Source organism: Geobacter sp. AOG1, assembly GCF_019972315.1.
Classification (GTDB): Bacteria; Desulfobacterota; Desulfuromonadia; order Geobacterales; family Geobacteraceae; genus Geomobilimonas.
The window spans coordinates 2,050,982-2,064,799 of the sequence record NZ_BLIZ01000001.1 but is presented as its reverse complement, the minus strand read 5'-3'; the positions used below and the strand labels follow the sequence as shown (position 1 = coordinate 2,064,799).

Genomic DNA, 13,818 nt, shown 5'->3' with positions numbered 1-13,818 from the left:
ATAGAGCTTCTGCGGATAAAAGACACGTGAACGACAATGGCCTGCATATGCAGGCCATTGGGTGGGCAGGATATTCAAAGAGGACTTGAGGGGAGAGGAATCAGGCGTCCCGGAACAGCCGCCTTGTGGAAGTTCCCTCATTCAGATGAAGGAACTGGCGGGCCATTTTTTCCGATTTCCAGCCTGGCCGGTAAATTTTCTCCCGGTCGTCCCAGGCAACCATCCCATGGCTCTCCATGGTAACGAGCAGAAGAAGCGCCTCTTCGCGGCCGATCCCCAGCTTACGAGCCAGGTCGCCGATGTGCAAGTTTTCGTCACCATTGGACAGGATATCGAGAAGTTCCAGCGTCTTTTTCGTGGTCTGCACCGTCTGTACGCATTTTTGCTTCAGCATTTCGCCTCTCCCGTACACCTATTGAGATACTAGCAAGGTAATCGGACGCCGGCTACCGGGAAGATACACCCTTCCCCATCTGCACCTGGACAAGCCCCACCGCTTCCCGCATGACGTCCGAAATGCTCCGGTCCATCCGGCGGGCAATCTCGGTGAGAGTTTTCTTTTCCGCGTCACTGATCCGTAACGACACCACATTGTAGCGAGGATTCTTTTTCACGGCCCCCATGGCGACATCCAATCTGCAGTTTCGCTCTGCAAAATATAATTTCTAAATTAGCCCTATTTATAATCCATGCCCTGATAGATGTAAACTTAAATTTTACCAACGTTTTGATTTTAATGTCCCATTAAAAGCCATTCTTAAAGCTGTCTTGGCATGCAAGGCAATCCGACCAACGGCTGTAAAGAGTGGCTGGTTGTTCCGCACATCAAAACTAATTTCTGGCAAATAGCAATTGACTTCTCAGAAAAGATATGCAAACCTTGAATCAATTTCGCAGAATGAAACAGAGGGGTGTCAGAGATGGGAAAAGAACAGAATGGGAACGGCGAAGAGACCGATCGCCAGTCGATCCGCTCCCTGGAGCGGGGGCTGGAGGTACTGCGCTGCTTCAAGCCGGGTGATCGCTACCTGGGAAACCAGGAACTTGCGGCACGCACCGGGCTCCCCAAGCCGACGATCTCCCGCCTCACCCACACGCTGACCAAGCTCGGCTACCTGAGCTACACGGAGAAGTTCGGCAAATACCACCTGGACTCGGCCGTCCTCGCCCTTGGCTACTCCTTCCTCGCCAATCTGGATGTCCGCGGTGTCGCCCGCCCCTACATGGAGGAATTGGCAGAATACGCGCAGGCGTCGGTTGCCGTCGGCGTCCAGGACCGGCTCAACATGCTCTATGTGGAGGCGTACCGGAGCAGCGCCACGGTCACCCTGACCTTGGGCGCCGGGTCACAGATCCCCATCGCCACCACCTCCATGGGGCGGGCGCTTCTCTGCGCACTGCCGGAACCGGCGCGGGCAAGACTCATGGAGCAGATCCGCATTCGCAACGAGGCGGAATGGCCACGCATCAGCGCCGGCATCGAGCAGGCCCTCAAGGACTATGAGCACTTTGGCTTCTGCCTCTCTCTCGGCGACTGGAAAAAAGATGTCCATGCCGTCGCCACCCCCCTCGTCCCGGCCGACGGTTCCCGCATCCTCGTCTTCAGCTGCGTCGGCGCCGCCTTCCAGCTCCGTCGGCACATGCTGGAAGACGATATCGGCCCACGCCTCCTGAACCTGGTTACCAATGTAAAAGAGGCCCTCGACCGACTCACCTAGGAGCGACCTCTTCCACGCACAAAAAAAGGGTCTGCTTTTGCAGACCCTTTTTCATTTCTCTCTGACAGGAACCGTTCGAATATCACATTTCACTCTTCTGGTCAGGTGCGCCCTCCCCCTGCCCATAGTTGACGAGAAGATTGGTAATCCGTTCATGGGCATGACGGATGAACTCCTCCAGATCACCCTCTCCCTCCTTCTGCTGTATTCCGCCGGCAAGATATCCCGTTTCCCGCGATAGTTCTGCCAACTGCGAGGCTTCGGCCATCAACTCCGCCAGGAACGTGCCTGCCAGACGGAGGGTCCCTCCGGCAACTGCCAGCGACCCCGTATATTCCTGGGTCTGTGACTGCTGCTTCACCATCGCATCCTTCAGCTCCGACGCATGATCGACCAGTTCCCTCATCAAGGTTACATGGCCGTCCAGTGGTTTCTGTACTCCCTGGAGCTCCTCTGCCAGGACGGCGATCTCCCCGGCAATGCGATCAGCATCGCCACCTTGCTGGCCCGACAGAGAAAGGGCACGGCGCAGCAGTTCGCCCTCCAGGACGGAAGCGGCAGCGGTATCCTCCACTGCAGTGCCGGCCCATCCCACCATTGATCGTGCCATCTGGGCCGCATCCGTAACGGTGCCGCTAACGCCGACAGCCTTGCCGACCAGCGCACGGAACGCCTGGATATCACCCGTCATGCTCCAGGCAAGCTCCTCCATCCGTGCCGCCAGGAGGTCGCCCTCGCTTCCCGCTGCACCAGAACCACTGGACCGGCCGAGGGACCGGGCCATATCGGCCATGTCGAGCACCGCCGCACTGCTCCGGGCAATGTCGTGGGCACGCCCATCCAACTCCTCCAGAAGTCGGGCAAGGGAGGCGACCCTTTCGGCAACCGCATTCTCGTCATCACGCGCCGCGGTAAGGGCAGGGAGGACGCGTTCCCGCATCACGGTGGAACACTCCTCCGCCATTCTGGTGGCCGACAACAAATCGTCATGCAGACAGGGGGGAACGGCAGCGGGTATCTTCAGCCGTTGCAGTTCTGCCCTGACACGCCCGACGACCTCAAAAGCCTCTCGCACCGGGTCGGCGGAATCGGCAACCCTCCCGGCCAGAGACTGAAAATCCCCGACCTGCGCACCGGACAACGTGGGGGACTCACACCCCTCCAGTACCGTTTCTACTATATTCCCCCCCACGGTAATCAGTTCGCCGGCACGACCCGCCACATTCGCGGCCTGTCGCTGCAACTGGCCAACCCTCTCGCGGAAAAGATGCATATGCTCCGTCCCACGCCGGCGAAGTCCCTCTTCGGCGGACAACGCCGAAAGGGCTGCCTGGAGCGCACTGCTGACATCACACAGATCTCGGGCAAGGGAGGGGAATGATTTCCACTGCACGGCAAGGGGAGGGGAAATGTCGTAAGCGGGGGGCATATCTGAAACCGGAGGGCTGGAGTCATCGGGAGCGGCGGCATCGGCTATCGCCGGGTCGGCAGGCATAGTTGTGAGAACTGACGAGTACCTCGTCAGGAGGGGAACCATGGGGAGAGGTAGCGGCCGGCATACCGCCGGTAGCGTGTCCGTTTTTCCCTGGCCATCGGTCATGCCATGCAGGGGAGCTCCTTCTTCGCGGGTTGCTACAGTTTCGCGGGGCCGGTTCTCCCATAGCCAGCCCGCCACCAGAACAACGGCAACAAGAGCAAACAGCCCCCATTGGAAGGCTGCCGTATGGCGTAAGCGGGCGATGAGCCGCCCATCCTCGCCCGTCACGGAAAAGTGGGTAATTACTATCCCCATCTCCCGGCCGTCGCGCCGGATAGGGGTCTGAAAGGTATTAAGCTGCGCGGAAGGGTTGTCCTTGGCTTTTTCCAGGATAACCTTCCCTTTCTTGTCGCGAACAGTTATGGAAATCAGGTTCCGGTCCTTGAGCGCTTCATCGGTAGCACTGTCGAGACCGGACATTTCACCTCTGTCAAGGGAACGCGCCGCGGTGTCACTGATCATGCGGGAAATGACATAGGCCTTCTGCACAACCTCATCGACGGAGGTCTCCCGCGTCCGGGTTGAAAACCAGTCAGAGAGGCCAATGTTGGCGCAGAGAATCAGGAGCAGCACAAAGAGCGCGAAACGCTGCAAAGGGCTCTGCCCTCGCCATACCCTGACCAGTCTTGTCGTTATTCGCTTGAGCATGTCCATCCGTGAAATTCAGGGAAAATGCTGCCACAGACGTTCTGAGCCCACCTGACACACGGGAGGTGCCAGAGGATCAGCTGCAAATATTGTTTAGTTATATTATAATTCCCCAGAAATGTCAAAGGATGCTCCTAAAGATGATTCCGCTGGGCAGGGAAATCGTGTATCCAGAAATAACCTGCACATTTCCGGAGAGGAAAAGAGTATAGTAAAAACAGGGAGCACATCGAGATGCGTCCCGATTCTGCTGTCATGCCATGCACCGATGGAGGGAGAAAGGGTGGACACCATGTCCCATCTCTATTACCTCCATTGCCATTACTGCGGCGAACCACTCTCGAACCGCGAGTCCCCTTACTGTCCCACGTGTAACCTCTATCTCTGCTACCGTGCTATGCCGTTCCTGCTCGGCATGATCCTGACCGGACGACTGGCCACCGATCTGGCCACGGCTCCCACCACCCTGGAACTCATTACCGATACGGCACATGGATATGACGACGAACGCTCGCTTTTGTGGGAATAGTGCGATCAGGGGAAAGGGAGTGGAAACGACAATGGCCCGCGTGAGCAGGCCATTGGGTGGTTCATGTGTATATCTGGACGGGAATTACGCGGGCGGAGTGGTCGGAGGGGTGACGATGCCCCGAGCCCAGATATGCTTGCCGAATTTCCAGTACCCTTGGACATTGCAGAGACGGGCATCCTTGGCGTCATCGGCGGCAACAACCTGGCCGTTAAGCAGCGGCTGAAGATACTTTGCCAGTGCCGCACCACCGCCGCCGGTCAGCACGATGGTCTCAATGTCCCAGTCATCGGTCCAGAGCCGGTCGACCTCATTGGCAATGGCCGTCGCCAGCTGGCCGTAGACCTGCTCGGTCGGCCCCTTCAGGTCGAATTCCTTGCCTCGAATCTTGATGTTCCCCCTCTCCACCGCTTCGTAGAGGCGATAGAGCTCCACATTGACACTGGTTTTCTCCCGCAGCTTGCCGGCAATCATGCCGAAGGCGCGGGAAATGCCCGTATCGGTGGTCCGACTCCCCCGCTCCGAATAGCGCATCTTGTCAGAGACGGTAAAGTCGGCAGTCTTGAAACCGACGTCGATGATGCCGACCTTCTCGCGCACGTAGCGCTTGTCCCCCAGCTCTCCCACGTCATTCAGCATCAGGTTGAAGAGCGAGCCGAACGGCTGGGGAATCACCCTCACTTCGTTGATCTTGATGACTTTTTCTTCCCGCTTGCCGTCGTTATTGATCAGGACCACCTTGTGGTCCCCCTTGAGGAGCTTCGCCAGTTCGTCCTTGTATTCCTTGAAATAGCCAATAGGAAGGCCGGTCACCAGACCGATTGGCATGAAGGTACCGACCAGGCGAGACGCCGCCGCCAGCGCCAGCTGCTTGGCAAAGGCGCTGAAAAACTGGGACTGGTCAAGGGTGAATGAGCGGACGTTACTCTGCCGTTCGGCCATCTCGCCGACGAAATAACAGCGTCCATCCACCTCTATCTGGATGTTTTCATCGGGAGAGGTTTCCCCCAGGATCCCCCCCTTGAACTGGATATCGGTCGCTTCGCCGAGGATCGATTTGAAGACGATGGTGCGCGTCCCGTTTGTCGCCTTGGTGAATCCAAAACCGATATCGATTCCAATAATCTCCATGTCTGACTCCTTCTGGCTGATCAAAATAGACGGCAGGGTACAAAGAAAGGTTCCGCGCCACATCGGCGGGAAGGATAGCACCCTGCTTTAACCGATGTCAATATGATTTCCCGCCGTATTTCCGCAGGATAGGGGGAGTGTCTCAGGAAGGTTTTGCGAGAGAGGGAGGCGAGTAAAACGCAATCGCGTTCTCATGAAAAACCTTGCGGGCTTTTTCGCTTCCCAGGGTTTCGACGACGAGATCGAAATCGCCATCTTCGTAGGGGCGGGGGGCGCGGGTGGAAGGAAGGTCGGTACCGAACATCAGTGCATCCGAATTAGCGGCACAGAGATCCTGAAGGGCCGTCCGCACGTCGAAGTCGACCCGGCCGAAACCGGTGGCCTTCACCCGGACACCACGCTCGACCAGCTTGAGAAGCGTTCCGAAGCCCTCCCGGGAAAGCCCGAGATGATCGATACTGACGGCGGGAAGGGCCACCAGCGTGTCGTACAGCCCGGCCAGCTCCCGGGAGTCCACGTACAGTTCCGCATGCCACCCCACCAGTTCGTGGACCCGCCGTGCCAGACTGTCGAGATGCCTCACATCCTCCGAGCCACCCCGTTTGAGATTGAACCGGACGGCACGGACCCCCGCGCTGTTCAGATCGATCACCTCCCCATCCGACACGGTCGCCGGCAACTGGGTTACCCCCACGAAGGCCGGGCCGAGTCTCTTGAGGGCATCGACCAGGTAGGTCTGGTCAAATGCCTGGAACGAGCCAGACACTATGGCTCCCCCCGCCAGGTTATACCCTCTCATCCGGTCGAGATAACCTTCGCAGGTAAACTCATCGGGTAGATACCCGTTGTTCGGAACCAAGGGGAAACGGCTGTCGATAATGTGCAGGTGGGTGTCGAAAAGCTTGAAATCTCGAAATGCCATGAATATCTCCGGGTGGATCACATTCGTAAACGAAAGGCCCGCCATAGGAGGGCCTTCCATAACATCAGTCAAGGGAGAGCGTATCAGGCCAGCACGAAGGCCAGATCCTCCTTTTCCACCTTTTCCCCTTCCTTGAACTTCACCTCGACGACCTTTCCGTCGGCCTTGGCCTTGATGTTGGTTTCCATCTTCATCGCCTCGGTCACCATAAGTACGTCTCCCGCCTTGACCTCGTCACCTGGCTTGACGTTGACCTTGAGCACCTTGCCCGGCATGGGGGCACCGATGTGGTTCGGATTCCCCTTGTCAGCCTTCTCGTTCACCTTTTCATCGGTCTGGACAGACTGATCGCGGATCACCACCGACCGGTTATTGCCGTTCAGCTCGAAGTAAACGGCCCGGGTGCCGTCCTTCTGAACCTTGCCGATGGCGTTGAGCTTGATGATCAGGGTCTTGCCCGGCTCGATATCCAGCGAGGTCTCCTGCCCCGGCTCTAGGCCGTAGAAAAATATCGGAGTCGGAATGACCGAGGTATCGGAAAACTCCTGGCGATGACGGTCGAATTCCGGATAGACGTTGGGATAGAGGATATGGGAGAGGAGCGCCCTGTCGTCCACCTTGTGGCCAAGCCTTTCCTCAAGGAGGAGCTTCTCCTCCAGGAAGTCCACCGGCTCCAGCAGTTCACCGGGACGGCAGGTGATGGGCTGTTCACCCTTGAGGACGATCTTCTGCAGCTCTTCCGGCCACCCCTGGTAAGGCTGGCCCAGCATCCCCTTGAACATGCCGACTACCGATTCGGGGAAAGCCAGTTCCTCCCTGGAGGTGAAGATATCCTCCGGCTCCAGGTTGTTCTTGACCAGGAACATGGCCATGTCCCCCACCACCTTGGATGAGGGGGTCACCTTGACGATGTCTCCAAACAGCAGGTTGACCTTGTGGTACATCTCCTTGCATTCGTCCCAGCGCTCGATGAGGCCAAGCCCGGCCACCTGCGGCTTGTAGTTGGAATACTGGCCGCCGGGAATCTCGTGGTGATACACCTCGGCCGTGCCGCTCTTCAGACCCGACTCGAAGGGGGCGTAGTAGTCGCGCACCGTCTCCCAGTAGTTGGCCAGTTTCTGCAGCCCGCGGGCATTGACCTGCGGGTCGCGCTCGCTCCCCTCCAGCGCCGCCACCAAAGCATTCAGATTAGGCTGCGCGGTCAGGCCGGACAAGGACGACAGAGCGGCATCAACGATATCCACACCGGCTTCGCTGGCCTTGAGCAGCGTGGCGCTGCCGTTGCTGGAGGTATCATGGGTATGCAGGTGGACCGGGATGCCGATATTTTCCTTGAGCGCCTTGACCAGCTTGTAGGCCGCCAGCGGCTTGAGCAGGCCGGCCATATCCTTGATGGCCAGGATATGGGCACCCATCTTCTCCAGCTCTTTGGCCATGTTGACGTAGTACTCCAGCGGGTATTTGTCCCGTTTGGGATCGGTGATGTCGCCGGTATAGCAGATGGCTGCCTCACAGACCTTGCCCGATTTGCGCACCGCTTCCATGGCCACCTTCATGCCGGTGGTCCAGTTGAGTGAGTCGAACACGCGGAAGATATCGATACCCGAATTGGCAGCCTCTTCGACAAACTTTTCCACCACGTTGTCCGGATAGTTGGTATACCCCACGGCATTGGAGCCACGTAACAGCATCTGGAACAGGATGTTGGGAACCGCCTCGGAGAGCTTGTGGAGGCGCTGCCAGGGGTCCTCTTTCAGAAAGCGCATTGAAACGTCGAAGGTGGCACCGCCCCACATCTCCAGGGAGAAGATGTCCGAGGCCAGGTACGAAGTAGGTTCAGCGATCTTGAGCAGGTCGTAGGTGCGCACGCGGGTAGCCAGGTTGGACTGGTGGGCGTCGCGCATGGTGGTGTCAGTCAGGAGCAGCTTTTTTTGCTCCACTATCCACTTGCTGAGCCCCTCGGCACCCAGGGTCATGAACAGATCACGACTGCCGGATGGCCGTGGCATAGTATAATCAACCTCCGGCACGCGGGCCTCGATCAGGTCTGCCGACTTGAGCGGCTTGGCAACGCCGGGGGCGCCATTGACGATGACATCCCCCAGGAAGGTCAGAACCTTGCTGGCGCGGTCCTTCTTCTCGCGGATGACCAGCAGTTCGGGATGCTTCTCGATGAACGAGGTGTCGCATTTGCCCTTGAGGAAGACCGAATGGGTAACGACGTTCTCCAGGAAGCCGATGTTGGTCTTGACCCCCCGCACCCGGAACTCTTGCAACGCGCGATTCATGATGTTGGCCGCTGCCTGGAAGGTAAGCCCCCAGGAACTGACCTTCACCAGCAGCGAGTCGTAGTGCGGAGTGATTTTGGCGCCGGTGAAGGCATTGCCCGCGTCAAGACGGATGCCGCAGCCGGCTGCGGAACGATAAGTAGTGAGCGTCCCGAAATCCGGGGCAAAATTATTTGTCGGATCCTCGGTGGTGATGCGACACTGGATGGCATAGCCGCGCATGTCGATGGCGGATTGCGACGGTATGTTGATTTCCGGGTCGGAGAGCTTGTGACCACAGGCAATCAGAATCTGATCCTGCACCAGGTTGCGCCCCGTGATCATCTCGGTCACCGTGTGCTCCACCTGAATGCGCGGATTCATCTCGATGAAATACCAGTTTCCCTCCTTATCCAGCAGGAATTCGACCGTCCCGGCATTACGGTATTTGACCTCCCCGGCAATCTTGAGCGCCGCGGTGCAAAGCTCCTCTCGGATCTTCTGGGTCAGGGAGAGAGAGGGAGCAAACTCTACCACCTTCTGATGGCGTCGCTGGATCGAGCAGTCGCGCTCGTAGAAGTGAACCAGGTTGCCGTAGTTGTCCCCCATTACCTGAACCTCAATATGCTTGGGATTCTCCAGATAACGCTCAAGGAACACGGCCGCATTGCCGAAAGCCGCCTTGGCCTCGCTGCCGGCCGCCACCAGCCCTTCCAGCAGCTCTTTTTTGTTGTGTGCCACGCGCATGCCGCGTCCGCCGCCACCCGCGGCGGCCTTGATGATGATCGGGTAGCCGTTCTCCTTGGCGAACTTGAGCGCCTCCTCTTCTTTCTCGATCGGATCTTCCGTACCGGGGACGGTCGGCACGCCTGCAGCCATGGCCACCTTCCGCGCCGCGACCTTGTCTCCCAGTGCGCGCTGCATCTCGGCCGTGGGACCGATAAAGGCAATACCGTTAGCCTCGCACTTTTCGGCAAATTCGGCATTTTCGGCCAAGAAACCGTAGCCGGGATGAATGGCGTCCACATCCGCCTTCAGCGCCAGGGCAATGATCTCGTCGATCCCGAGATAGGCGTCGATGGGGCTCTTCCCCTTGCCGATCAGATAGGCTTCGTCCGCCTTGTAGCGATGGAGGGAGAGCTTGTCCTCTTCGGAATAGAGTGCCACCGTGCCGATACCCAGTTCGGTGCAGGCGCGGAAGATGCGGATGGCTATTTCGCCGCGGTTTGCGGCCATGACTTTACGGAACGTCCTTCTATCCATTGAAACCTCCAGAAATGGCGTATTTTATGATAAATAAAACAGTTACAATATTAATAAAAACTTTAGTAATGCTAAATTTATTTAGTTATTTTGAATGGTTACACCGAATTACCAGTACTGCACATAAAACCAGATTCAACCCTACATGTCAACACTATAATGGCGTTATATGGTATATAACACTCTGTATACATACCTACTACCTTTCCACTTTGATAAACCTGACAAAGGTGATATATAAGTGTACCTGTCACACACCATTCGACAAGGAGAACGTTCGATGAAATTCCCCGCAAAACTTGCAACCAGTGCACTCTGCGCCATGCTTGCCGGCACCATACTACAGGGAGGATCCGTATTCGGCGCCGAGACAAAGGAGGCGCAACCTGCTCCCGCAAAACAGGAATCAACGGCACGTAAATCCCCCGGCGACATCGTCGTGAAGGTCAACGGCGAGGCGATCACCCGCGGCGAAGTCGACCGGGCCATGAAGGTCCTGCTCTCCCAGCGGAATATGACCCTCGACCAACTTCCCGCCGAAGTCAGGACCCAGGCCGAGGAGGCCACCGTCGAGCAGCTTATCTCGGCGGAACTCCTCTACCAGGCAGGCAAGAAGGTCGAAATCAAGGACATTGACAAACAGGTCGAGGAAAAGATCGCCCAGAGCCGGGCCAAATTCGGCAAACCCGAAGAATTCGCCGCTGCCCTCAAATCAGCCGACCTGACCGAGGCGGAATTGAAAGTGCTCACCCTCAAGGATCTGGTGATCAACGGCTATATCGAAAAGGAGATAGCGGGAAAAGTCACGGTCACGGATGCCGAAGCGAAGAAGTTCTATGACGATAACCAGGACAAGTTCAAGCAGAGCGAATCTGTCCGTGCCAGCCATATTCTGTGCGGTGTCGACGAGAAGGCAGGACCTGAGGCGAAGCAGAACGCCCGCGAGAAGGCGGAAGCCCTCCTGAAAAAAATCAAGGCCGGCGAAGATTTCGCCGCCATCGCCAAGTCCGACTCCACCTGCCCGAGCAGCGCACAGGGTGGCGATCTCGGCTTCTTCGGCCACGGCCAGATGGTCAAGCCCTTCGAGGATGCCGCCTTTGCCCTCAAACCGGGTGAAGTGAGCGGCGTCGTGGAAACCCAGTTCGGCTACCACATCATCAAGCTGACCGACAAAAAAGCGGCCGAGACCCTCAAGTACGAGGACGTGAAGGGTAAGATCTCCGATTACCTGAAAAACCAGAAAATACAGAAAGATATCGATGCGCTGCTGAAAGACCTCCGGAGCAAGGCGAAGATCGAAAAAATTTAGTTTTACACCGTTTGTGACATGAAAAAAGCCCGCAGAAGCGGGCTTTTTTCGTTAAACGTACCTGTACCTTTTATCGGTTGTTCTTCTCGTTCTTTTTCTTCTTATCCTTCTTCTGTTCCGTGCCGACGCCTTCCCGAAGGGCTGCCACGATGTTCCGGTAAAGACCCTCCACATCCTTCCCCTTGACCTTTTTCCCCCCGACCATGGCAATGGGCTGTTCCGCGCAGCTGCCGCACTGCCCGAGACATTTCTTGATCTTGGCATCAATGTCGGGGAATTCCTCCTGCAACCGCCGGAAGACCTGGGATTTCCCCTTGTTGTTTTCGCAGAACCGGACTTTCACGTTCACGGCCTTACGCTGCGGTTGCCGGCGGCGGGGTAAACACCCGCGCAGCCAGTTCGTTGTCGAGCATGAGTAGCCCCTGACCGTTGTCGCCGATCAGCTTCAGCTTGCCAATGATCTCCCGGTCGTTCTCCTCCTCCTCGATCTGCTCGGTTATGAACCACTGGAGAAATATACCGCTGGCATGGTCCTTTTCCTTGAACGCCAGGTCGGCCAGGTTATTGATGCACGAGGTAATGTACTGCTCGTGTTTGAGGGTCTGCTCGAACAGGGAGAGGAACGACGTGAACGTGCTGGCCGGGGCCGCCATGGCCTCGACGAGCGCCGGCTCTCCCTGGCTGTTGAGATAGGTGTAAAATTTCATGAAGTGGACCATCTCCTCCTGGTACTGCACCATGAACCAGCTGGCAGTCCCCTTGAGCCCCATGGCGTTGGCACAGGACGACATGTTCAGGTAGAGATGCGCCGAGAACAGTTCGGTATTCAGGTGTTTGTTCAGGGCGGTGTACATTTTTTTGCTCAGCATACAGATGGTCCCTCCTCGATAAAATGGTGTTCGCACTGTTTTTTCATTATAACCCGAAATAGTAACAGCGCCAGGGCAAAGCCATAGCCCCTTTCACCCAAGACAGCTGACCGCCTGTTCCGCTTCCACCAGCACCCGCCACAGGTCCTCGCCCCCCCCCAGACCGAGCTTGATGAGATAGGCGGCGATGCTCAAGTTGGTACGGGCACGGAACAGCTCGACCTGGCGCCGGAACTCGCCATCTCCCATCCCGGCCTCCTGCAGGTAAGCATCGAGAAACAGGGACTCGGGGAACTCCTTCAGCATGGCGGGGTGGGCAAAGAACTGGTTGCGGAACTGGGCAAGGAAACAGCCGACATCGAAGGCCCGCGGCAGGACGAGGGAGCTCTCGAAATCGATGGCCGCTATGAACAGGGTCTCCCGGTTTTCCTGGTTGTCCTGGCCGATGAAGACGTTTTTTGGATGGAAATCACCATGACCCTGCACGAGTGCACTCGGGTCCTCCTGCACCAGCCGTGTCTCCTCAGCCTGCACGAGTTCCATGATCTCGCGGGCCTTGCGGGTATGCCGGTGATTGATTGCGGTGAAGCGCTCCAGGTACCTGGCCAGCCGGAGCTCTTCCCGGGGGAGGAAGTCGTCGGGTGGGGTGATTACCAGTCGACAGTTGTGGAGACGTGCGAGCCAGCGGGCCGCCAGTTGGAGATACTCGCGGCCATCGGCGAGAGAGGAGGTCAAAAGCTTGTCGAACAGGGATTTTCCCCGCAGCCCCTCTTCGATGATGGTCATGGAGGCCGGGTCCTCGTCGATGGGGCGCGGCACCCGGAACAGACCGCCGCCAAAACCGTGCTCCGCCAGGGTTTCCATGATATGGTAGGCCCGATCGGCATTCTTCCATTTCTGGCGGTTTTCGATGCTCTTTATGATGATCCGCTCCCGGAACTCGTCCGCCCCCTTGGTCCCGATGGTTACCTCCGTCACCCGGGTGTTGGCTCCGGCGCGGGGGATCTCCTTGAAGAAGGGACGGCAGCGCCCCCGACGGAGTTCCTCCACCAGATCGGACATGGTGCGGAGCGGATGGTCGAACTGGGTCGGGTAGGTCCCGGCATAACTCGCGCCGTGGGTATCGGTGCCGGCGATTGCGGTGAAATGCAGGCGGTGCCAGTCCTGGAGCCCCTGGCTGTTACCCCGCACCGACTGGTTGGAATTGAATATCTCCACACCGTCCAGAAGGGGGTCACACAGGTCCTCGTCAGCAGGGATGCGACTCCCCCGGTAGGGATGGGCCCATACCAGGGCCACGTCGGGAAAACGGCGACGGATATCCAGGAGCGACGTACCGAGGGGGAGGGATTCAGTGGCGCCGTAGACGAGCACGTCCCCCAGCTCGGCGGAACTGACCTCCTGGCCGGCCAGGAGCAGAAAATGATCAGGGACCTCGGCTGCCCGTCGCACCCCCTTCAACTCCTCCGCACCCCACAGGTAATGGTGGTCGGTCAGGACGATTCCCTGCAACCCCTTGGCGAAGACCCTTCGCACCAGTTCCACGGCGGAAACGCTGCTACAGGGGGAGTGCTCGGACGTATGGGCATGCATCTCCATCAGCATAGGACGGGACCCGGGACCCG

General features: G+C 57.9%; 12 protein-coding genes. 3 read left to right on the top strand and 9 right to left on the bottom strand.

Annotated features, from left to right (window positions below; translation table 11 throughout):
* Positions 1-100: 100 nt before the first annotated feature.
* Both LDN04_RS09545 and LDN04_RS09540 read right to left on the bottom strand, forming a co-directional pair.
* Positions 101-394, bottom strand: a complete 294-nt coding sequence (locus LDN04_RS09545) for a helix-turn-helix domain-containing protein (RefSeq protein WP_223909297.1) — start codon at positions 392-394, stop codon at positions 101-103.
* A 52-nt stretch (positions 395-446) separates the two neighbouring features.
* Positions 447-623: a ribbon-helix-helix protein, CopG family gene (locus tag LDN04_RS09540; protein ID WP_223909291.1), complete on the bottom strand. Its 177-nt coding sequence runs from the start codon at positions 621-623 to the stop codon at positions 447-449.
* 297 nt (positions 624-920) lie between these two features.
* On the opposite strand from LDN04_RS09540, the gene LDN04_RS09535 reads away from it, so the two are divergent.
* A complete protein-coding gene (locus tag LDN04_RS09535; protein WP_223909289.1) occupies positions 921-1,718 on the top strand; it encodes an IclR family transcriptional regulator in 798 nt (265 codons plus the stop codon).
* Positions 1,719-1,800: 82 nt separating this feature from the next.
* Here the strand turns inward: LDN04_RS09535 and LDN04_RS09530 are convergent, their stop codons facing one another.
* Positions 1,801-3,903: a hypothetical protein gene (locus LDN04_RS09530; protein ID WP_223909287.1), complete on the bottom strand. Its 2,103-nt coding sequence runs from the start codon at positions 3,901-3,903 to the stop codon at positions 1,801-1,803.
* 292 nt (positions 3,904-4,195) lie between these two features.
* Between LDN04_RS09530 and LDN04_RS09525 the strand changes: the two genes are divergently transcribed.
* On the top strand, positions 4,196-4,432 hold the full coding sequence (locus LDN04_RS09525) for a hypothetical protein (RefSeq protein WP_223909284.1): 237 nt from the start codon (positions 4,196-4,198) through the stop codon (positions 4,430-4,432).
* Positions 4,433-4,516: 84 nt separating this feature from the next.
* On the opposite strand, the gene LDN04_RS09520 is transcribed toward LDN04_RS09525, so the two are convergent.
* From LDN04_RS09520 to LDN04_RS09510, 3 genes are all read right to left on the bottom strand, one after another.
* Positions 4,517-5,563 (bottom strand): ParM/StbA family protein, encoded by a 1,047-nt coding sequence (locus tag LDN04_RS09520; RefSeq protein ID WP_223909280.1) that lies wholly within the window; start codon positions 5,561-5,563, stop codon positions 4,517-4,519.
* 142 nt (positions 5,564-5,705) lie between these two features.
* A complete protein-coding gene (locus LDN04_RS09515; protein WP_223909277.1) occupies positions 5,706-6,485 on the bottom strand; it encodes an amidohydrolase family protein in 780 nt (259 codons plus the stop codon).
* Positions 6,486-6,568: 83 nt separating this feature from the next.
* A complete protein-coding gene (locus LDN04_RS09510; RefSeq protein WP_223909270.1) occupies positions 6,569-10,015 on the bottom strand; it encodes a pyruvate carboxylase in 3,447 nt (1,148 codons plus the stop codon).
* A 280-nt stretch (positions 10,016-10,295) separates the two neighbouring features.
* Between LDN04_RS09510 and LDN04_RS09505 the strand changes: the two genes are divergently transcribed.
* Positions 10,296-11,324 (top strand): peptidylprolyl isomerase, encoded by a 1,029-nt coding sequence (locus LDN04_RS09505; RefSeq protein WP_223909269.1) that lies wholly within the window; start codon positions 10,296-10,298, stop codon positions 11,322-11,324.
* A gap of 70 nt (positions 11,325-11,394) precedes the next feature.
* On the opposite strand, the gene LDN04_RS09500 is transcribed toward LDN04_RS09505, so the two are convergent.
* From LDN04_RS09500 to LDN04_RS09490, 3 genes are all read right to left on the bottom strand, one after another.
* The gene (locus LDN04_RS09500; RefSeq protein ID WP_223909266.1) at positions 11,395-11,673 is read right to left on the bottom strand and encodes a DUF1450 domain-containing protein; all 279 of its coding nucleotides are present in this window, start codon (positions 11,671-11,673) and stop codon (positions 11,395-11,397) included.
* Positions 11,674-11,677: 4 nt separating this feature from the next.
* Positions 11,678-12,193 (bottom strand): ferritin, encoded by a 516-nt coding sequence (locus LDN04_RS09495; RefSeq protein WP_223909259.1) that lies wholly within the window; start codon positions 12,191-12,193, stop codon positions 11,678-11,680.
* 93 nt (positions 12,194-12,286) lie between these two features.
* On the bottom strand, positions 12,287-13,792 hold the full coding sequence (locus tag LDN04_RS09490; protein WP_223909255.1) for a phosphotransferase: 1,506 nt from the start codon (positions 13,790-13,792) through the stop codon (positions 12,287-12,289).
* Positions 13,793-13,818 lie beyond the last annotated feature (26 nt).

Bases quoted from the DNA above. Each gene is read 5' to 3' on its own strand.
- LDN04_RS09520 (WP_223909280.1), bottom strand. From the start codon at position 5,563: ATGGAGATTATTGGAATCGATATCGGTTTTGGATTCACCAAGGCGACA.
- LDN04_RS09490 (WP_223909255.1), bottom strand. From the start codon at position 13,792: ATGGAGATGCATGCCCATACGTCCGAGCACTCCCCCTGTAGCAGCGTT.
- LDN04_RS09530 (WP_223909287.1), bottom strand. From the start codon at position 3,903: ATGCTCAAGCGAATAACGACAAGACTGGTCAGGGTATGGCGAGGGCAG.
- LDN04_RS09525 (WP_223909284.1), top strand. From the start codon at position 4,196: ATGTCCCATCTCTATTACCTCCATTGCCATTACTGCGGCGAACCACTC.
- LDN04_RS09545 (WP_223909297.1), bottom strand. From the start codon at position 394: ATGCTGAAGCAAAAATGCGTACAGACGGTGCAGACCACGAAAAAGACG.
- LDN04_RS09510 (WP_223909270.1), bottom strand. From the start codon at position 10,015: ATGGATAGAAGGACGTTCCGTAAAGTCATGGCCGCAAACCGCGGCGAA.
- LDN04_RS09495 (WP_223909259.1), bottom strand. From the start codon at position 12,193: ATGCTGAGCAAAAAAATGTACACCGCCCTGAACAAACACCTGAATACC.
- LDN04_RS09535 (WP_223909289.1), top strand. From the start codon at position 921: ATGGGAAAAGAACAGAATGGGAACGGCGAAGAGACCGATCGCCAGTCG.
- LDN04_RS09505 (WP_223909269.1), top strand. From the start codon at position 10,296: ATGAAATTCCCCGCAAAACTTGCAACCAGTGCACTCTGCGCCATGCTT.
- LDN04_RS09515 (WP_223909277.1), bottom strand. From the start codon at position 6,485: ATGGCATTTCGAGATTTCAAGCTTTTCGACACCCACCTGCACATTATC.
- LDN04_RS09540 (WP_223909291.1), bottom strand. From the start codon at position 623: ATGGGGGCCGTGAAAAAGAATCCTCGCTACAATGTGGTGTCGTTACGG.